This is a genomic window from Rickettsia endosymbiont of Ixodes pacificus (genome assembly GCF_000965155.1).
Lineage (GTDB): Bacteria > Pseudomonadota > Alphaproteobacteria > Rickettsiales > Rickettsiaceae > Rickettsia > Rickettsia tamurae.
This window is the reverse complement of sequence record NZ_LAOP01000001.1, coordinates 1,262,942-1,282,470: the sequence shown is the minus strand read 5'-3', so window position 1 is coordinate 1,282,470 and position 19,529 is coordinate 1,262,942. Positions and strand designations below refer to the sequence as shown.

Genomic DNA, 19,529 nt, shown 5'->3' with positions numbered 1-19,529 from the left:
GACCACGGGATGACAAGAGGCCATACAACAAACATATATAATATACTCAGATGACTTTAATAATACTAGCCTTAATTTTAATTAGCTGCATATTTGCTCCCCTTGGCTGTATTGCCCTATGGAAGAGATATATTTATTTCGGCGATGGGCTTGCTCATAGTAGTTTTTTAGCGGCTAGCATAAGTATTATAGCACATTTTCCATTAATATATTCAGGCATAATAGTTGCAATTCTTTTTTCGTTTTTTGTGTTTATTTTTAAAAATAATTCTGAAAAAAACGCAGTTATTAATTTGATTTCTAGCTTTATGCTAGCTGTTGCTTTAGTTATTAATTATTTTACTTCTTTGCAGAATAATATAGTGAATTTGTTGTTTGGGGATATTTTATCCGTGTCTTTTAATGATTTGATTATACTAGGGGTAGTCCTAATAACTATTATAGGCTTTATAGTATATTTTTATAATCAAATTCTTCTTATCATTATCAATAGAGATATTGCAGTCATAAAAGGCTTAAAGGTTAATATTATTGAGCTAATATTTTTACTTCTTCTCTCATTATCGGTATTTTCTGCTATAAAGATTGTCGGAGTACTTATGGTAACTGCTATTTTACTTATTCCTGCAATGATTGCACGGTTTGTAGCATATAGCCCCTCCCAGATGATTATAATATCAATTCTTATATCTTTATTTATTAATTTTTGTGCCGCATTTAGCTCTTTCTACTTTGATTTACCTTTAACTCCATTGTTTATTATATTAGGTACGTTTATTTATGGTTTGTTGTATTTAAAGCGATTATTATGAACAAAAATGAATTTACTGAATATGTCAAAGAATTGTTAGAACCATATGGTTCAGTAGCCGTTCGTGCAATGTTTGGTGGATATGGTATATATAAGGGTGGTGTTATGATAGGAATTATTAAGAGCAATGAATTATATTTTAAGTCAGACCTAAGCACTTATGAATATTTTCAATCTTTCGGTTCTGAGCCATTTGTATATCAAAGTAAATGTAAACTTGTAACTCTATCATATTGGAAGGTGTTACCTGAAATTATGGAGGATCAAGAGTTATTAGGCAAGTGGTTTAAATTAGCTTTGAATGCTGCTATTAATAGTCAAAAGAAAAAATAAATGTCACCCCCGTGGTCAAGCCGGTGTTGTTGTGTGAATCGGTTTTACCACCGTCACCTAGTTCGCTTGTCCACGGGGTCTAGTTAAAAATACTAATAATATTAATATTTTTAGTTATTTTCTGGATACCGTGGTCAAGCCACGGGATGACAATGAACGGGTTTTTCGAGCCATGCAACAATGCCGGTCAAGCCATGTGATGACGTTGTTGGTTTTTCATAATATCAAGATAGTCAATTTTGCCGTTTGCAAGCAGAGGTATTTCTGAATCGGTAATAATTACTTTCGGTAAATGTAGTAAAGAAATTTGAGCTTTAGATACGGCATCTGCAAAATTCTCTCTATTTATATCGGAACCGGTAGTAAGTAAAATAATCTTTTCTCCGTGCGTTTTGTCGGGGATAGAAATAGCAGCGTGTAAGGAATCAGGATCAATTTCGCTTGCAAATTCTTCAATTTTTGTAAGAGATATCATTTCTCCCGCTATTTTAGCAAAGCGTTTTAAACGTCCTAAAATTGTTATGTATCCTTCAGAATCTATTTTGACTATATCGCCGGTGTCATACCATTCTTTATAAGTATAGTTGCTTTCTAAGTCTAAGTAACCAAGCATGATGTTAGGACCCTTAATGAATAAACGTCCCCCTTCATTTATTCCCTCTACTTTCTCAAGCTTATAATCAATTTTTGGTAATAATCTTCCTACCGTGCCTGCTTTATTATGCATAGGGGTATTGCAAGCTATAATAGGTGCGGCTTCTGTAATCCCATACCCTTCAAAAATACGTATGCCGTACTTATTAAGCCAAAATTGTCTTGTAGATTCTTTTAATTTCTCGCTACCGGCAAATATATAGCGTAATGAGTAAAAATCATATGGGTGAGCGTAATTAGCATAACCGTTTAAAAAAGTATCGGTAGAAATTAATATAGTTGCTCCAATATCGTATATAACTTCAGGAATGCTGCGATAATTTAGTGGAGAAGGATATAGAAACAGCTTAATACCGTTTAAAGTTGTAATAATTGCACTACCAAGACCAAAACAATGAAATAAAGGTAATGAGTTAAATACTATATCTTCAGGGCTAAAAGGTACTTTAGCAGTTATTTGATATCTATTAGTTTGTAAATTTCTGTGAGATAATAATACGGCTTTAGGTTCACCTTCAGTACCCGAAGTAAAAATTATCACTGCCGGTTTTTCGTCATCACGATTACGACAAAAATAATTGTAATAAGTTTGGGCAAAATAACTTCCTATTTTTGCTTTTAGTTTTAGAGCTGTACCAATCTGATTTTTAAAATCTTCTAAATATATTATTTTAATACCGAAATCTAATAAGTTAGTTATTAATTCATGTAAATTTGCTTTCTCGATAAATTGTTTTGAAGTGTAAACTACTTTAATTTGTGCAAGTTTACAGGAGTTAATAATAGTACTTATGCCGCTGCTCCAGTTAATTATAGCAGGAACATAACCGCTAGATTGCATAGCGTAAAAAGTAATTAACGTATTCGTGGTATTAGGCAACATTAAGCCTAAATTTCTGCCAAAGATATTATTCTTTTTGATTAAATCACCTAGGATAAAAGATTTTAATATTAAATCTCGATAAGTAACCGCATTATTTTCAAAATCATCAACTATTTTTTTCTTAAATCCATGAATTTTAGCAGCTTCTATAAGAGATGAGAATAAAGTATTTTTATAGTCTGAACTCTCAAACATCATGTCAGCCATGATATCATAAAGAGTCCTAGATATATAACTGCGTCGTTCTTGATTGCTTGCAGCATCCATATTAGCGAATTTTACCGGCGGTAAAACGGTTATAGTAATTTTAGGAAATATTTTTCTTTTTAATATGTTTTTAAATTTTGATAAATGAGTAAATTGAGTACCGTCTATTCTAACCGGTAAAACGGTAGCACCGGCTTTATCGGCAATCATTCCCGGTCCTTCGTATATTTTCATTAAAGAGCCGGTAACGCTTATTCTACCTTCAGGGAAAATTGCTACTTTCTGATCCTTTTGTACTTCTTTTACTAAAGTCTTTATTGCCATTGGGTTACTTGGATCAACCGGTAAAGTTCTTGCCATACGTAAAAACGGTTTAATCCACCATATTTTTTGTATATCGGGACTAATTGCAAAAGTCATTTCTTCTCGTAAGTAAGTAGCAATTAGCGGCGGATCGAGATATGAAATATGGTTAGCGACAACTACTACTTTTTTACCTGCTTTTTGAAAATTTTCAAATCCTTTAACTTCAACCTTATACATAAGATCAAAACAGATTTGGAATACTCTTCGCAATAGCTTAAACGGAATAATTTTAACTTCAGGTATTAAACGGTAAATATGTATAGTAACGATTATATTAGCTAGGCTAATAAATAATATAATCCAAGGTATAGTGAAATTTAGATAAAATAATAAAGATAAAATAATTGTTGATCCCACCATGAAAATGGAATTGATAAGATTGTTAACGGCAATAATTCGACTACGATGAGCAGGGTTTGCGTAATGCTGTAATATCGCAAAAAGAGGAACGATATATAAACCGCCTATTGCCGCTAAGAAAAATAAATCTATAACTATTCGCCAATTATGTCTTTTCGATAAAAATACTAAAATACTTTTTAGCTGAGTAGGTTCGTAGTTAACTGAGCTAATTCTACTTGCAAAGAATAAATCAATACCGAAAATACTAATGCCTAGGGCTGAAATAAATAGATATTTAACGGTAATCTCATCTTCAAATATTTTGCTACATAAAAACGAACCGACCCCAACACCAAGCGAGAAAACCGCTAAAAATAAATTAGCAACATTCTCATCGGCTTTAAAAGTTATCTTAGCAAGTAAAGGTATTTGAGAAATTATAGCAGCTCCAATAAACCAAAACCATGAAATACCAAGTATAGCTAAATATATCTGTTTTTTTGCTTTGGTATATTTAATCATATTTATGCTTTCATCTATAATATTAAAATTTATTTTAATATCACTATTTGCGTTTTTAGATTTTGGGGAAAAAAGGCTTGTAATAAAGCCAAGAAAAGCGATGGTAATTAAGGAATAAATTATAAAATTATTGCTGATTGTATAATAGCTGCCGATTATAGTACCGATAAAAATACCGATAAAAGTTCCGGCTTCAACAAAGCCGTTAGCTCCAAGTAGTTCGTCTTTATTTAGGTGATCAGGTAATACGCTATATTTGATTGGACCGAAAAAAGTAGAGTGTATACCCATTAAGCAAATAGAACAAAACAGAATTAGCAGATTATTATGATGAAATCCATAAATTGCAAAGGCAATTATACCGATTTCACAAATCTTAATAATTTTAATAAGATTTGCACGCTCGTATTTATCGGCAATTTGTCCTGCTATGCTTGCGAATATTATGAAAGGTAGTACAAAAGTAGCATTAGCAATTAAAACAAGTAGATTATTATATTTACTTAAAGAGCCGGTAATACTGTAAGTTATAAGGATTACTAGAGCATTTTTTAATATATTATCATTAAGACAACCGCATAACTGCACTATAAAATTTGGTAAAAATCGTCTATCTTTGAAAAGATATAATTTGTTTGTATCCATATTATATAATACTCTATTTTAATACTTACAATTAACGAATCAATTTAATATCAGCATTATTTAATTTTAATTCTGCCCATATTTTATCTGCGGTATATATAGGAACTTGTAGTTTGATACCTAAAGTAATACACGCTCGATCACCGAGTGATAAGCCTTTGGGTTGGGTGTATGGTTGTAATCATACGCATCAAGTTAAGAAAAGCAAGTAGGTTATACTGGTATTACGGTAGTAAATTATGAATTAAAAAGAAGCTAATATATGGTATAAATTTTTGCAAGATTAACAACTAAATTGTGAGAATTTATCCTATGGGGAAAATAGTAAACTTAGCAAAACTATGCCAAGAGTTTTTTGGAGAGACAGCCAATAATTTATCCATTACAACAGGATTTATTAAGAGACAACGAAAAATAACTGGTTCAGCTTTTCTAAAAGCTATAGTGTTTGGTAATATGAGCGATAGTAATTGTAGTCTTGATGGAATGCGTAACTTTTTAAGTGAAGAAACTATAGATATTTCTGCCCAAGGCTTAGACTTTAGGTTTACTGAGGTAGCAGTAAAATTTATGCAGTCAATGTATGAACAATGCTTGAAATTATTTAGAAATACTATGCCGCTTGATTGCAACATTTTGCAGCATGCAACATTTTGCAGCAATTTAATAGCGTTAAATTATTGGATAGTAGCCATATTATTCTACCTGCCAATATGGCGGATAAGGTATAAGGGCTGATCAAGGATATAGAGAACATTTATCAAACATATCTACTAAGGACTTATTAATATCTGATTTAGGTTATTTTGTCCCAGCTTCATTTATTCAAATTATCGAACTTGGTGCATATTTTATTAGTCGTTATAAAGCAGATACTAATATATATGACCCTATCACTGAGGAAAAAATTGATTTATTAAACCTATTAGATAATAAATTCTTTTTATCAAAAGATGTACTTTTAGGTAAACAAGCAAAAGTTAAGCTACGGATTATATGTCATAAATTGACTGATGAACAGGCTATTGGTAGAAGAAGGAAGGCTAATTTATTAGCTAAGTCTCATAAATATAAATCTTCTTCAAGAAACCAGAGATTACTAGATTGGTCAATATTTATCACTAATATATCAGAGGATATGGTTAATGCTGAGCATATAATGATAATTTATCGAGCAAGATGGCAAATTGAATTATTATTTAAATTATATAAAAGTCATGCAAAAATTGAAAATCTTAAAGGGAGAAGTAAACCTGCAAGAGTTTTGTGTGAATTATATGGTAAATTATGTAGTGTGCTTATTTTTCATGGATTATCGAATTGTGTAGAATTAGCAAATGATAGAGAAATTAGTTTAACCAAAGCATTTATTGAACTACAGAAAAGGTCAAGAGAATTATTCCTGTCTATTACTGGACGTCTTAATGATTTAAAGCAGTTCCTTAAGAAATTAATTATAGATTGGGGGAGATTTTCTTTGAAAGATAAATATCGTAAAACCAGATTATCTTCCTTAAATACACTAAAATTATTAACAATTATGGCTTAACTTGATGCGTATGGTTCCTACAACTGTGCCATCAGCAAGAGTTAGAGGAACTTTACTTATTAAAGAAGAATCATCTTTAACTTTAGAGAGTACTAATTGTTCAAGAGAATTAGCTCCCATACCTTTTCTAATTTCATCAGCACAATCTATAAGAGCATCAATATATTGTTGTCCTTTTTGAGACAGAACAAAAATTGAATAAGCCGTACGAGCTGTTACTTTAGTGACATTATCGACAGCATGCCATATTTCTTTAGGTATTTTAGCAAAATACAGATAGTTAACCAGTTTCTGTCTTGTGATGTTAAGGTTCTTAGCAAGTGCTACTTGCTTGAGGTTCAAATCTGAGAGCAGGCTTGTATAATACAATCCTTTTGAATAGTCGCATATGTCCAGTCCTTGATTTTCCTTAATCTGAATGATTGCAGCATGCTCATCAGTGACATCATCAATTACAGCTTTAAGAAGCAAATCGGCATCTAGGCACGCTTTCCATCTTCTACTACCTGCTATGACTTCATATTTAAACTTTGGGTTACCTTTTAGCATACGAAGATGAACAGGCTCTATTTGACCATTGTTTTTAATGTCCTCAGCAAGAGAGTCGATATCACCGAACTCAAAGTTACCTCTATCAGCGTATTTCCATCTAGTACAGTCTTTTGGATCAACAGTTATGATTTGCATTACCATATATCTTTTAATTTAATTGTCTCACATGAGACAGAAAGTTTGGCTACCTACTAAAATGTCCTACATTTTAGTAGGTAGTTATATATCTGTAAATAAGTGGTTTTAATAATTGTACACATTTTAAATAGCGGTGCAAGCAGAAAAGTAAAATATATTAAGTATAAACATCCATAATTAATAGTGTTGCAGAAAAACACAAACCTCACTTTATTATAAAATATATATAGAAATATATTAAAAATACTTGATAAGTATAGGGAAAAGTGGTACTATAAATATATGAAAAGGATAAAGAAAAAAGACTTTTCATGTATCTAAAACCAATTAAATTCGAGGTGAATATGAACTTAAGTATTAATCAAAATATAGGAAACTTTTTAAACACAAAAGTAAGTGAGCTGGTAAGGCTAAAAAAGCCTGATGTTGACTTGAATGGATGTCAAATTAGAATCATTGCTGGAAAAGGAAAAAAAGACAGAATAGTACCGTTTCCAAAAAGTTTTCGGGAAACATTGGCAATGTATATCACTAGCACCGCAGAGCATAAGACTTCTTACCTATTTGAGTCAAGTTGGAAGAAACCATATTCTGATAGAGGAATTAGAAGGATATTAGAAAAATATAGTAATTTGACAGGTATGCAACAAAACATTTCTCCACACAAATTACGTCATTTTTTATTTACTTGGCTTAAAAAAAGAGGAATAGACGATGCCCTTATTCAACCATACTCTGGTCATGAAACCCGCAAGTCTCTAGAGATTTATTCAAAATTATCGTTATCGGAAGCTCAAAAAATATATGAAGAAAATATAAAAAATTTTCCTGTTTAAACTCCTCAACTTTTCCGCCCCTTGCACGATCTTTAGTATTGGGCCATTATGAAGTGAAAGTAGTAACATTCATGATAATGATATACAAATTATAGATGTAGTTACAACCAATAATCTTGGTTAAAATAAGGTAAGATAAATGAATAAAAGTGAACTAAAGTTATATATCAATATAGCAAGAGATACAAAAAGTATAGAATTACTTGGAAATAAAAAGTATTAAAAATAATTAATAAGCATTAATGAAAAAGATAGAAGGTGGTCAAACAGATTTTGAGATGTGTATTTATGTTAAGAAGTTACTAGATAAAGTAATACATTTAAATAGTGTAGTAAAAGTACCGCCAGTGGATGTATTGGAAATAAAAAAAGCAATTTATTACGCTAAGAAATATCATGGTAGTCAGATGCGTCAATCAGGGGAGCCGTTTTATAGTCATCCAATAGAGGTGGCATATATGGTGTCAGATTACTTATTTAGGACGGATATTTTAGTGACCGCAATACTGCATGACACATTAGAGGATACAGAACTTACCAAGGAGAAAATATTACAAGAATTTGGAGAGAATATAGCCAATCAAGTAATGGATTTGACAAGGATTAAGGAGAATGGTATAAAGATTAGTTCTGCTGAAATAGTAGAGATGTTATACAAAGAGAAGAAACATAATGTACTTCTGATAAAGTTATTTGATAGACTGCATAATATACAGACACTAGGGGTAAAATCTCCTGAAAAAATCAGAAAGATTGTAGATGAAACTCTTAAAAGATTTATAACCCTGAGTATCTATTTTGAAGATCGGGTATATGGAGTATTAAATATATCAAACACAATAGCAGCACTATGCTATCATTATTCACCTATCAAAAAACGTATGTTACAGGATCAAACAATTATATTTAAGGATAATTACCAGATTCCTTTTCCAACTGCTCAAAATGCGATAATCCATAATTATATCCGCCATATATTGGTATCAAAATAATTAATAATCCCCAATTACCAAAATATTTTATAACATAAATAGTACCGAAAGAGGTTAGTATATATACTATTGCACGTGAAAACGCATATGAAAAGTTACTATAAGTAAATCGTTGAAATATTGGAAAATATTTGAAGAAAATAGGAAATGCTGGTGCTTTAGATGGACCAAATATCACAAAAAATAGTTGTAATAACATCACACAAAATGGCGTTGTTAATCCATGCTCCAATATATATGGACAAAATGGAATAAAAATAAGCATAGTCATTATTTTTATTTTTAGTATTTTTAGTGGATATATTCTACGGCTTAAATATGTTATTGATAGCATATTAATCATTGCAGCGATTGATACCAAAAAGTTGTGACTAATAACTTCCTCTGACGTATAACCGAATTGATTTTTAAGAATATTGCCACAATAAATGAAAGCAAAATAAAAAGTTAATGGCCAACTATAATCTATTAAAAATAAAGCTAAAATTCTTTTTTTGTCAGGTTTTTCAGACCAGATAGGGTCATCTTGTAATATTTTGTGATGCGTATCATTATCTTGCAGTATTTTTTTTACTCGTGCTTTTGCATTTGCAAATTCCGGCGTTTCTCTAAGAGCAGTTCTAGCTATCGTTCCTATGAACGCAATTAATGCTCCTATCCAAAACACTATCCTCCAATTTAATGCAAATGAGGTAACAATATATGCCATACATAAAGCGGCGGCACTCCCCACAGCAGCAACAGCATCTATTAATGTTACAACTGAATATTGTGCAGGTGGTTTAGTAATTTCAGTGAGGTAAAGTTGTGCTCCCATCAGTTCTCCCATCGAAGACATACCTTGTACAATGCGACATATAGTCATTATCACAGTGGCAGTAATACCTATTTGAGCATATGTAGGGAGAGTAGCCATAATTATACAGGCTATAGACATCATAAAAGTAGTAATAACTACTGTGACTTTACGTCCAATATGATCGCCAATCCAACCAAAAATTAATGCTCCAACGGGTCTAAAAACAAAAGTAGAACAAAATGCTGCTGCTGCATAAAGAGTTGTAGTTTCAGGATTAGCTTTTGGGAAAAAAAGCTCATTAATGACCACTGCCATATGCACATAGATCATTAGATCAAAATACTCTAAGAATGTGCCTACAGATAATAAGCCAACAGCTTCCATCCGTTGCCTTACAGTAAGCTCTCTTGCTTCTTGCTGATTTTTCATCATTTCTGCACCTTATTTGCTATTAATTGGATCTATTATCATTTCAGCTTTTATTGTTTCTAACACAAATTTTGCTTTTTCTGTAAAATTATATTGTTTTGCTTTTTTACCATGTTGTATTTATATTTCATTTTATAATTTTACTGTCCAGTTTTTGGGTACCATTATAATATTTTCTTACAATAATATATTATCTCTGTAACAATACTTATACAAGAAGTATGTTTAGGAGTTGTGCACTTTTAACTACGCAGAGTAAATAGAAGTCTATTGAATAAATTGACGGGATTTAAATTATGAATTAGTGCATTATTTTTGTTGTCAATCTACTTTCAATACAGACTCTGAGATATGTCATATCAGGGAGCATAAATGATGCTAAAATTTTTAAAGTATTATTTTTATATTATAATATTATTAAGTACAAAATCTATGGCATCGCTAAATCCAGAAGCAGAACGATATATATCAAGCATGATTAATAAACATGTACCATATCAGGTAAGTGTTCTTAACAATAATTTTATTATCAATAATGTTAACGCTTATCCTCCTGGAAAATTAACTGCCATGTTTGCAAAATTTTTAATAGACAACAATTTAGTAAAAAATAAGGTGTTTGCAGATATAGGATCTGGATGCTTTGCCTTAGGTATAATAGCTGCAAAGAACGGGGCTCGTACAATTATTGGTAGTGATATAAGTGAACATGCAATACAATGTGCAAAAGATAATTTGATACTTCATGGTATTACAAAAAATATGTATTTATTTAATGGAGAAGGTGTATTACCGTTGTTACCAAAATTTCTCGGTAAGATAGATATACTTGTCTCAGGGGTGCCTTGGGATAATTTATCTAAAAATGAATTTAACGGTATAATACCTGCAAGACAATCAATCAGCCGTGCTTTTTATGATGTTGATAATGCACTCATAAAAGATATTATGTTGCAAGGTTTTAATTTATTATCAAATCAAGGAAGAATATTTATTACTTCATCACTAAGAAAAATTCAACGAATAGAGCAATTATGCTCAGAGTATCAACTAAATTGTAAGATACTTAAAGGTGAGGATATACACAATGATGGTAACACACATTATATATTAGAAATAACTCGTATAAAATAGGGTATATACTTATTTAACTTATAGTAGTTGATACGGAATGTGGAAAAAGTTGTTGACAGTCAAGACTGTATCTCAACTATTACATAGTCGCTCCGCCAGCGTGCCAAGCAAAGTGCGTAAGGAACAGTTGGTGAGAATGGCTTTGTTTGGAAGGGTAATAAATAGGTGTGAAGTATAGGGAGAATGATATATAATATTGTGGATTAGATTAATAATAAATTGATAATGCCATACAAGGAACGAGTAAAAGCAGGTACTAACAAAAAAGTGATTGACTACGATTATCTTTAGATTTAGCATCCTTTGCTACTAGTTTCACTAAGGTCGAAGTAAGAGACTAGGAATAACAACTCTAAGAATGATTGTATGATCACCAAGGAACAGCTCATTAATATTGGGTTAGAAACAATTAGCAGAAATTATTTTATCGCTTTATAACAGTAATATAAGCATACAGAAATAACTAGATGTGATATTAGCAAGTCTTGACGAAGATCCCAAAAAGATTGTCTCGATGATTAAAGCTGAGATATCATCTTTGAAAAAATCCAGTAGATTCATTGACTATTATGAATCGGGTGATTTTGCTACCAAAATTGATCAATTACGTATGCATATTACTAGGGATTTATTACCAAGGTTTCCAAATCATGCTGTTGATTTATTAACAGCTTTCTTAGATTTGCATCCCAAGACTTTAAATAGAGTGGATGATAGTAATGGAGTAGTTGGCGATGTTTTTATGAAGGCTTGTACTGATTTAGCAAATGCCTATGCAGCAGTAACTACCTCTTTAGAAGATATGATAGAGCTAGTATTTAATCGTTTTATGAATAATGATTATGCTGTTTATGATGATATAATTTTTAATTTTAAGACCATATTAGGTGATAAGGGCTTAAAGTCGCTAGCACAGAAGCTAAAGCAAGCTTATAACGCAAAAAATACTATGACAATAAGTCAGATAGCTGACTGTCAAGACGATGTTGATGCTTATATAGCCGCTTGTTCATTCCATGAACAACCATCTGCTCACGAACATTTAGAAATTGCTGAACGTTTTATCAAGCACTGGAAAGGGCAAGAGGCAATAAAATGGTTAGATCCCATAGATTTACCTCATACCCATTCGTGGCAGAACAAAAGAAAAGCTTTAAAAATAGAGGCTTTAGAATTATGTGGCAAGTATCAAGAAGCACAAACAGAACGACTGCACTGGTTTGAAGAAACTTTAAGTCCTAGAGTTTATAAAGAAATTGTTAAATATGCAGAGGTAGATTTTATTGGATCATTTCATAAGATTGCTATCCAAAAGGCACTAGAGTTCCATGATCCTTATGTGGCTATTACATTCTTGGTCTCTATTCAAGAATTTGAACCTCTCGCAATATTAGTACATTCGAAGAGTAGTGATTTGGACGGTAGTAATTACAATATTTTGCGTCCTGCAGCAGATGTGTTGCATAAAATAGATCCGCTTGCTGCTACTTTATTGTACCGGAAGATGATACAACCTATTTTAGTACACACTAAATCTAAATATTATAATTATGCTGCTAAAGATTTGGTCACGTGCGGTATTTTAAGTAATAAAATTACTGATTGGAAACAATATCAGAATCATGAAACTTATTTTCTAGACTTATCAACGCAACATAAGCGTAAAACCAGTTTTTGGGCAGGATACCAAACTGCTATAGCTAAACAAAAGCAAAAAGAAGCGAAAATACTAAAAGATAAATCTTGATGACAATATATAATGGACTGAATTATCTTTTGTGCTAAGTTACACTAGCCTTGCTAGAAACCCTATTTAAAAGATGAGATATATCTAAGAAACCCCCTAAAGGCAACATTATACCATTTGCTAGTCAAAACAAAAAAGATGATATGATGGATATACTAAGCTCAATGGCATGCGAAGATATTGAGATGTAGACAAGTGATTATTTTACAGAGCAAATAGTAAATATTTTACCTAAAGTCATGAGTACAGCTGTTGACATGATAAAATTAGTTATTGAGAATAGAGTACGAAATGCCGAAAAAATGACCGATGAAGATATTTATCAAATTTATAATACATCATTTAAGCGTATGAACAAGGTATTGTCCGAAGACTCAACCACTACCGGCTGAGAGTCGGTAGGTTGTTGGAAGGCACTAAAAGTGCCGTAGAGTTTAAGCTAAAGCTTATTCTAATCTAATATTGAGTCAATCATAATTTTTGTGTAAGTCGTTAAAAATCATTTTCTAAGAGCCTGTCTTAAAAAGACATAAAAAATAATTTATATTGTTCTAAAACAATAATTATGTATCCTAGTGATATAGTAGAAGAAGAATGGGTACATTTAGCACCATTTGTGGGTCCTTGCAATATAGGACGTCCGCGTAAGCATAATATAAGAGACATAATTAATGGCATTCGTTATGTAATAAGGAGTGGTTGTCAATGGCGATTATTACCTAAAGATTTTCCCCCCTGGCAAACAGTATATGACTATTATTTACGTTGGCGCAAGAATGGTAGATGGCAAGGAATACATGATAGGTTAGTCCAGAAAGTAAGGGAGAAAGCAAGTAAGCAATCGACTCCTACTGTAGGTATTATAGATAGTCAATCTGTTAAGAATACCCAAAAAGGGGGTCTAGAGGATATGATACAGGCAAGAAAATTAAGGGTAGGAAACGACATATAGTGACAGATACACTTGGTTTAGTATTATCATGTGAAGTACATTCAGCAGGTATACAAGACAGAGATGGTGCTAAAGATGTAATAACAAAGGCCAAAGTAAAATACCCTAGTGTGATAAAATTTTTTGCAGATAGTGGTTATGCTGGAGCCTTACAAATTTGGTGCTTCTTAACTGTCAGAGCATTACTGACCATTTCTCGTAAAATTATTGATCAAGTGGGATTTAAAGTGATTCCCAAGCGTTGGATAGTGGAACGTACTTTTGGCTGGCTCAACAATTTTCGTCGTATGAGTAAAGACTATGAACATAACTATACAACTTCTGAACATATTATCTATATCAATATGATTACACTTATGCTTAAAAAATTGGCTAAACCTTAATTTCAAGACAGGCTCTACTAATCATACGCATCAAGTTAAGAAAAGCAAGTAGGTTATACTAGTATTACGGTAGTAAATTATGAATTAAAAAGAAGCTAATATATGGTATAAATTTTTGCAAGATTAACAACTAAATTGTGAGAATTTATCCTATGGGGAAAATAGTAAACTTAGCAAAACTATGCCAAGAGTTTTTTGGAGAGACAGCCAATAATTTATCCATTACAACAGGATTTATTAAGAGACAACGAAAAATAACTGGTTCAGCTTTTCTAAAAGCTATAGTGTTTGGTAATAAGATTTTCAATTTTTGCATGACTTTTATATAATTTAAATAATAATTCAATTTGCCATCTTGCTCGATAAATTATCATTATATGCTCAGCATTAACCATATCCTCTGATATATTAGTGATAAATATTGACCAATCTAGTAATCTCTGGTTTCTTGAAGAAGATTTATATTTATGAGACTTAGCTAATAAATTAGCCTTCCTTCTTCTACCAATAGCCTGTTCATCAGTCAATTTATGACATATAATCCGTAGCTTAACTTTTGCTTGTTTACCTAAAAGTACATCTTTTGATAAAAAGAATTTATTATCTAATAGGTTTAATAAATCAATTTTTTCCTCAGTGATAGGGTCATATATATTAGTATCTGCTTTATAACGACTAATAAAATATGCACCAAGTTCGATAATTTGAATAAATGAAGCTGGGACAAAATAACCTAAATCAGATATTAATAAGTCCTTAGTAGATATGTTTGATAAATGTTCTCTATATCCTTGATCAGCCCTTATACCTTCTGTTATATCGACTGTATCTAACGATTGATTTAAATAATCAAATACTACCTGTAATTTAAGAGAAGATTGCACTGTACTACTACGCCCCTTATAGCAAGCACCGCAACCTTTATACATATCCGCCATATTGGCAGGTAGAATAATATGGCTACTATCCAATAATTTAACGCTATTAAATTGCTGCAAAATGTTGCATGCTGCAAAATGTTGCAATCAAGCGGCATAGTATTTCTAAATAATTTCAAGCATTGTTCATACATTGACTGCATAAATTTTACTGCTACCTCAGTAAACCTAAAGTCTAAGCCTTGGGCAGAAATATCTATAGTTTCTTCACTTAAAAAGTTACGCATTCCATCAAGACTACAATTACTATCGCTCATATTACCAAACACTATAGCTTTTAGAAAAGCTGAACCAGTTATTTTTCGTTGTCTCTTAATAAATCCTGTTGTAATGGATAAATTATTGGCTGTCTCTCCAAAAAACTCTTGGCATAGTTTTGCTAAGTTTACTATTTTCCCCATAGGATAAATTCTCACAATTTAGTTGTTAATCTTGCAAAAATTTATACCATATATTAGCTTCTTTTTAATTCATAATTTACTACCGTAATACCAGTATAACCTACTTGCTTTTCTTAACTTGATGCGTATGGTTTACGTGAGTGAGCCGACGGTTGAGGATACTATATCAGTACTTAGAGGAATTAAAGAAAAATATGAGCTACATCATGTAGTGCGAATTTCCGATAGTGCAATAGTTGCAGCAGCGACGTTATCAAACCGTTATATTACCGATCGTTATTTACCTGAAAAGCTATTGATTTGATTAATGAAGCTTGTAGCCGTATGAAAATAGAGCTATCAAGTAAACCCGAAGAGCTTGATGAGCTGGACTATTCAGATAAAAATAGAGCTTGCAGCACTTAAAAAAGAAAATAGAGCATTTTAACTACAGAATTAGAAAAATTAGAGTCTAAATCCTATGATATGGGAGCTAAATGGCAAGCTGAAAAGTCTAAACTACAGCAAGCACAAAAGCTCAAAGAAGAACTAGACCGTAGCCGAAACAAGCTTGAACGTGCCGAATGTGATTCTAATCTCGCTAAAGCTAGTGAGCTAAAATACGGAATTATACCTGAGATTATGAAAAAGATTCAGGAAGCCGAAAGTATGGATAATAAAGGGCTGTTAAAAGAAATTGTATCGGAAAGCGATATAGCGAGTATTATCTCTCGTATGGTATTCCAATTGATACAATGCTATCAAGTGAACGTGAGCGTCTGCTTGTGATGGAGCAGAAGCTACGTGAATCGGTCATAGGACAGGATGAAGCAATTAAAGGGGTCCAGTTTGATGCGGTTAGAAGATCACGTGCAGGTATTCAGGATATTAACCGCCCGCTTGGTTCATTCTTATTCTTAGGACCGACCGGCGTCGGTAAAACCGAACTTACCAAAGCTTTAGCCGGTTTTCTTTTTGACGACCGTAATGCAATACTTCGTATAGATATGTCAGAATATATGGAGAAGCATGCTATTTCTTGCCTGATAGGAGCACCTCCCAGCTTATATCGGATATAATCAAGGCGGGGTGTTGACGGAGGCAGTAAGACGCCGTCCTTATCAAGTAATATTATTTGATGAAGTTGAAAAAGCCCATCCCGATATATTTAATATTATGCTGCAAATACTTGATGAGGGAAGATTAACCGATAGTCAGGATATCACGGTTGATTTTAAGAATACTATTATAGTTTTAACGTCTAATTTAGGTGCTGAGATACTCGTATCAGAAAGAGGACGAAGATACATATAAAGTAAAGGATGAGGTTATGGAATATGTAAAAGCAGTATTTAAGCCTGAGTTTTTAAACAGACTAGACGAGATTATATTATTCCATCGCCTAAATCGTAATAATATTCATGATATAGTAAGATACAGCTTAAAAGCTTAAAGAAAATTTTACTAGCACAAAATATTATTCTTGAATTTGATGAATCTGCCTTAAATTATTTAGCCAAAAAAGGTTATGATCCAAGCTTTGGAGCAAGACCCTTAAAACGTCTTATCCAGCGGGAAATACAAAATAATTTAGCCAAAATGATTTTAGCAGGCGAAATAAGTAGCGGTAAAACGGTTAAAATAAATGCAAAGGATAAAGAATTGAAGGTAACAATGAGTTGATTAATTTTTTCCGAATAGCGAATTATCGCATAATCCACTATTCCTGTTAAAGGCACTGTCTAATAATTATCGATTTCGTCATTGCGGGCTATTAAAAGATTTGTTGCATGGCTCAAAAAATGCGTTCGATGTCATTCCCGCGGAAGCGGGAATGATACAAAACGAGCAATGCAACAAAACCACAACTAAAAGGAGTATGGCAATCTAGAAAAAGTAATAAAAAATTCTATAAATTAGTATTAATAACATTCAATTTCAGCTAATGTTATACTTTCAGTACCTAATAATTTATAACAATCATTACTAGTAGAGTTAGGAATTTGTAAGTCAAATAATAGTGTTTTTTCTTCTTTATACGGATCAATTAAGTAAGAATTTATAATATCTGTAACTATTGGCGATAAGTAGGTTGTTGTTTCAGTAAGCTTATCAATAGCATTCTGTCCGTCTTTTAATATTTTATCGACTAGTTTTGTATCTTTATAAAAAGTATTTACGGCACCTATTAAGGTTGTTGATATTTCATATATAATAACACCGTTTTTAATTATATTGGTTATATTAGAGTCTAATTTTGCTGTTTTAGAAAAAATTAAAGAAATAACAGTAGGATATTTATTAAATACATTAGGTAGTTCTAAAAAATTACTTACGGCTGAATAGGCAGAATTTGTTGCTTCTGAAAAACAATTAAATGCTTTGTAGATGTTTTTATAATTGTTATTGCTCATAAACTTACCTCTTTTTTATATAGATATACCATGTTTCATGGTAATTACATATCATACTACTAAATTAAGAAGTGTCAATATTAAAAAATTATATTTCTTCCTAGAGGATATCAGTAAATAAATTTTAACCAATAATTTAATTCTTTTTTGCTGCAAATTATAAGATTTTTGAAGGAATAGAGTCCCTATTTCAAAAATCTTATAATTTGCAGCAAAAAAGAATTAAATTATTGGTTAAAATTTATTTACTGATATCCTCTAGACTCCATCTAGCTTTTGGACAAAAATTCAAAGGAGTAAATAACTTATTATTGTAACGCTCAAGTCCTGCATATGCAATCATTGCAGCATTATCGGTGCATAAGTGGATAGGTGGATAAATAAGACGATAATCATATGTTTTAGCACAACTACTTAATATTTCTTGTAAATATTTATTAGCAGCGACACCACCAGCAATTACTATATTTTTCTTATCGCAATTATTTATTACTTGCTCATATGCTCTAATAGCATGCTGTACCTTACTACCTAGAATTTCTCCTATGGTAAATTGAAAACTTGCCGCTATATCATTAATTACGTCATCATTTAGAAAGCTTGATACAAGCGAATTTTGCGGCTTTCGCCTGTGCTCACGTACTTTTGTACGCTGCGCAGGCTCTTCCTTAAATTCATCTTGTCTGAAGCTTTCTAAATGATGACGGTCTTTATAATCAATTCCCTTTAAATTCATTATTAAAGTACGTACGGCAGTTTTAAGTCCTGAAAATGACATATTACAATTACCGCTGTTAATTATAGGTTTTGGAAATTTATATTTATGAGGATCGCCAAGTTTTGCTCTTTTCTCAATTTCAGGTCCTCCGGGAAAAGCTAAGTTTAGCATTTTTGCTATTTTGTCAAAGGCTTCGCCTACGGCATCATCTATAGTAGATCCTAGGATTTTATATTTTCCGAGTCCTAAAACTGCTACAAATTGGCAATGTCCACCCGAAGCTAACAAGAGTAAATAAGGATAAGGAATATTATCGGTTAGTCTTGCGGTTAAGGCATGACCTTCTAGATGATTAATTGCAATAAATGGTTTTTTTAAAGCACTGCTTAGCAACCTTGCAAACATTGAGCCAACTATAACACCGCCGATTAAACCTGGACCGGAAGTTGCTGCAATTGCACTAATTTCCGTTAATTTAGTATTGCTTTCTTTTAAAACGCTTTTTAATGCTTTATCTAGATTCGACAAATGAGAACGTGCAGCAATTTCAGGTACTACCCCTCCAAAAACTGCATGTTCTGTATTTTGTGAAATGATTATATTAGATAAGATTTCTCGGTTTTCGGTGATTATAGAAACAGCTGTATCATCACAGCTTGATTCTATACCTAAAATTTTTATCATTCAAATTGAAACTAATTAGAGGCGTTATTAAGTAAAAAATGATAGCTTGCGTCATTGCGAGAAAGTGTTGCCCACTTGGATACCGACCAGCCTACGCGGGAATGACATAACAGGATCCATA

General features: G+C 32.0%; 14 protein-coding genes and 5 pseudogenes. 11 read left to right on the top strand and 8 right to left on the bottom strand.

Annotated features, from left to right (window positions below; translation table 11 throughout):
• Positions 1 to 50 precede the first annotated feature (50 nt).
• Positions 51 to 812, top strand: a complete 762-nt coding sequence (locus tag REIP_RS06815) for a metal ABC transporter permease (RefSeq protein ID WP_008580849.1) — start codon at positions 51 to 53, stop codon at positions 810 to 812.
• Positions 809 to 1,144 carry a TfoX/Sxy family protein gene (locus REIP_RS06810; RefSeq protein ID WP_045804135.1) on the top strand — a complete coding sequence of 112 codons (336 nt, stop codon included), beginning with the start codon at positions 809 to 811 and terminating at the stop codon, positions 1,142 to 1,144. The genes REIP_RS06815 and REIP_RS06810 overlap by 4 nt, the downstream gene beginning before the upstream one ends.
• Positions 1,145 to 1,226: 82 nt before the next feature.
• Here the strand turns inward: REIP_RS06810 and REIP_RS12795 are convergent.
• The 3 genes and pseudogenes from REIP_RS12795 to REIP_RS13490 all read right to left on the bottom strand — a co-directional run.
• Positions 1,227 to 1,322, bottom strand: a pseudogene (locus tag REIP_RS12795) (permease); the annotation flags it as partial.
• A gap of 9 nt (positions 1,323 to 1,331) precedes the next feature.
• The gene (locus REIP_RS06805) at positions 1,332 to 4,763 is read right to left on the bottom strand and encodes an acyl-[ACP]--phospholipid O-acyltransferase (RefSeq protein WP_045804134.1); all 3,432 of its coding nucleotides are present in this window, start codon (positions 4,761 to 4,763) and stop codon (positions 1,332 to 1,334) included.
• Positions 4,764 to 4,794: 31 nt separating this feature from the next.
• Positions 4,795 to 4,926: pseudogene (locus REIP_RS13490) on the bottom strand (PIN domain-containing protein); the annotation flags it as partial.
• A gap of 149 nt (positions 4,927 to 5,075) precedes the next feature.
• Between REIP_RS13490 and REIP_RS06800 the strand changes: the two are divergent.
• A pseudogene (locus REIP_RS06800) lies at positions 5,076 to 6,312 on the top strand (IS4 family transposase).
• Here the strand turns inward: REIP_RS06800 and REIP_RS06795 are convergent.
• On the bottom strand, positions 6,295 to 6,999 hold the full coding sequence (locus REIP_RS06795) for a ParB/RepB/Spo0J family partition protein (protein ID WP_082068317.1): 705 nt from the start codon (positions 6,997 to 6,999) through the stop codon (positions 6,295 to 6,297). The pseudogene REIP_RS06800 and the gene REIP_RS06795 sit on opposite strands and share 18 nt — an antisense overlap.
• 347 nt (positions 7,000 to 7,346) lie before the next feature.
• Between REIP_RS06795 and REIP_RS06790 the strand changes: the two genes are divergently transcribed.
• A complete protein-coding gene (locus REIP_RS06790) occupies positions 7,347 to 7,838 on the top strand; it encodes a tyrosine-type recombinase/integrase (protein ID WP_197069216.1) in 492 nt (163 codons plus the stop codon).
• A gap of 242 nt (positions 7,839 to 8,080) precedes the next feature.
• The gene (locus REIP_RS06785; protein WP_045804132.1) at positions 8,081 to 8,830 is read left to right on the top strand and encodes an HD domain-containing protein; all 750 of its coding nucleotides are present in this window, start codon (positions 8,081 to 8,083) and stop codon (positions 8,828 to 8,830) included.
• Here REIP_RS06785 and REIP_RS06780 read toward each other — a convergent pair.
• Complete coding sequence (locus REIP_RS06780; RefSeq protein WP_156147497.1) at positions 8,745 to 10,058, bottom strand: MFS transporter; 1,314 nt, start codon at positions 10,056 to 10,058, stop codon at positions 8,745 to 8,747. The two genes, REIP_RS06785 and REIP_RS06780, sit on opposite strands and share 86 nt — an antisense overlap.
• A gap of 432 nt (positions 10,059 to 10,490) precedes the next feature.
• Here REIP_RS06780 and REIP_RS06775 point away from each other — a divergent pair, with 432 nt between their 5' ends.
• The 5 genes from REIP_RS06775 (at position 10,491) to REIP_RS11200 (ending at position 14,603) form a co-directional block, all read left to right on the top strand.
• Positions 10,491 to 11,192: a 50S ribosomal protein L11 methyltransferase gene (locus REIP_RS06775; protein WP_231569290.1), complete on the top strand. Its 702-nt coding sequence runs from the start codon at positions 10,491 to 10,493 to the stop codon at positions 11,190 to 11,192.
• Between the two features lie 469 nt (positions 11,193 to 11,661).
• Positions 11,662 to 12,939, top strand: a complete 1,278-nt coding sequence (locus tag REIP_RS06770) for a DUF6880 family protein (protein WP_156147457.1) — start codon at positions 11,662 to 11,664, stop codon at positions 12,937 to 12,939.
• 565 nt (positions 12,940 to 13,504) lie between these two features.
• Complete coding sequence (locus tag REIP_RS11845) at positions 13,505 to 13,891, top strand: transposase (RefSeq protein ID WP_197069215.1); 387 nt, start codon at positions 13,505 to 13,507, stop codon at positions 13,889 to 13,891.
• Positions 13,891 to 14,274, top strand: coding sequence for a transposase (locus REIP_RS11840; RefSeq protein ID WP_231569289.1), 384 nt, complete (start codon positions 13,891 to 13,893; stop codon positions 14,272 to 14,274). Before REIP_RS11845 ends, REIP_RS11840 begins: the two co-directional genes overlap by 1 nt.
• A gap of 152 nt (positions 14,275 to 14,426) precedes the next feature.
• Complete coding sequence (locus tag REIP_RS11200; RefSeq protein WP_156147456.1) at positions 14,427 to 14,603, top strand: hypothetical protein; 177 nt, start codon at positions 14,427 to 14,429, stop codon at positions 14,601 to 14,603.
• On the opposite strand, the pseudogene REIP_RS08600 reads toward REIP_RS11200, so the two are convergent.
• Positions 14,556 to 15,613: pseudogene (locus REIP_RS08600) on the bottom strand (IS4 family transposase); the annotation flags it as partial. The gene REIP_RS11200 and the pseudogene REIP_RS08600 sit on opposite strands and share 48 nt — an antisense overlap.
• A 130-nt stretch (positions 15,614 to 15,743) precedes the next feature.
• Here REIP_RS08600 and REIP_RS11835 point away from each other — a divergent pair.
• Positions 15,744 to 17,275: pseudogene (locus tag REIP_RS11835) on the top strand (AAA family ATPase); the annotation flags it as partial.
• 239 nt (positions 17,276 to 17,514) lie between these two features.
• Here the strand turns inward: REIP_RS11835 and REIP_RS06750 are convergent.
• Entirely contained in the window at positions 17,515 to 18,006 is a 492-nt protein-coding gene (locus REIP_RS06750) for a DUF5424 family protein (protein WP_045804129.1), read from the bottom strand.
• A 241-nt stretch (positions 18,007 to 18,247) separates the two neighbouring features.
• Complete coding sequence (gene tsaD / locus REIP_RS06745; protein ID WP_045804128.1) at positions 18,248 to 19,408, bottom strand: tRNA (adenosine(37)-N6)-threonylcarbamoyltransferase complex transferase subunit TsaD; 1,161 nt, start codon at positions 19,406 to 19,408, stop codon at positions 18,248 to 18,250.
• Between the last annotated feature and the right edge of the window lie 121 nt (positions 19,409 to 19,529).

What these genes read in the sequence shown, in the direction of transcription:
- REIP_RS06815 (WP_008580849.1), top strand. Translation starts at nt 51, where the DNA reads ATGACTTTAATAATACTAGCCTTAATTTTAATTAGCTGCATATTTGCT.
- REIP_RS06810 (WP_045804135.1), top strand. Translation starts at nt 809, where the DNA reads ATGAACAAAAATGAATTTACTGAATATGTCAAAGAATTGTTAGAACCA.
- REIP_RS06805 (WP_045804134.1), bottom strand. Translation starts at nt 4,763, where the DNA reads ATGGATACAAACAAATTATATCTTTTCAAAGATAGACGATTTTTACCA.
- REIP_RS06795 (WP_082068317.1), bottom strand. Translation starts at nt 6,999, where the DNA reads ATGCAAATCATAACTGTTGATCCAAAAGACTGTACTAGATGGAAATAC.
- REIP_RS06790 (WP_197069216.1), top strand. Translation starts at nt 7,347, where the DNA reads ATGAACTTAAGTATTAATCAAAATATAGGAAACTTTTTAAACACAAAA.
- REIP_RS06785 (WP_045804132.1), top strand. Translation starts at nt 8,081, where the DNA reads ATGAAAAAGATAGAAGGTGGTCAAACAGATTTTGAGATGTGTATTTAT.
- REIP_RS06780 (WP_156147497.1), bottom strand. Translation starts at nt 10,058, where the DNA reads ATGAAAAATCAGCAAGAAGCAAGAGAGCTTACTGTAAGGCAACGGATG.
- REIP_RS06775 (WP_231569290.1), top strand. Translation starts at nt 10,491, where the DNA reads ATGGCATCGCTAAATCCAGAAGCAGAACGATATATATCAAGCATGATT.
- REIP_RS11845 (WP_197069215.1), top strand. Translation starts at nt 13,505, where the DNA reads ATGTATCCTAGTGATATAGTAGAAGAAGAATGGGTACATTTAGCACCA.
- REIP_RS11200 (WP_156147456.1), top strand. Translation starts at nt 14,427, where the DNA reads ATGGGGAAAATAGTAAACTTAGCAAAACTATGCCAAGAGTTTTTTGGA.
- REIP_RS06750 (WP_045804129.1), bottom strand. Translation starts at nt 18,006, where the DNA reads ATGAGCAATAACAATTATAAAAACATCTACAAAGCATTTAATTGTTTT.
- tsaD (WP_045804128.1), bottom strand. Translation starts at nt 19,408, where the DNA reads ATGATAAAAATTTTAGGTATAGAATCAAGCTGTGATGATACAGCTGTT.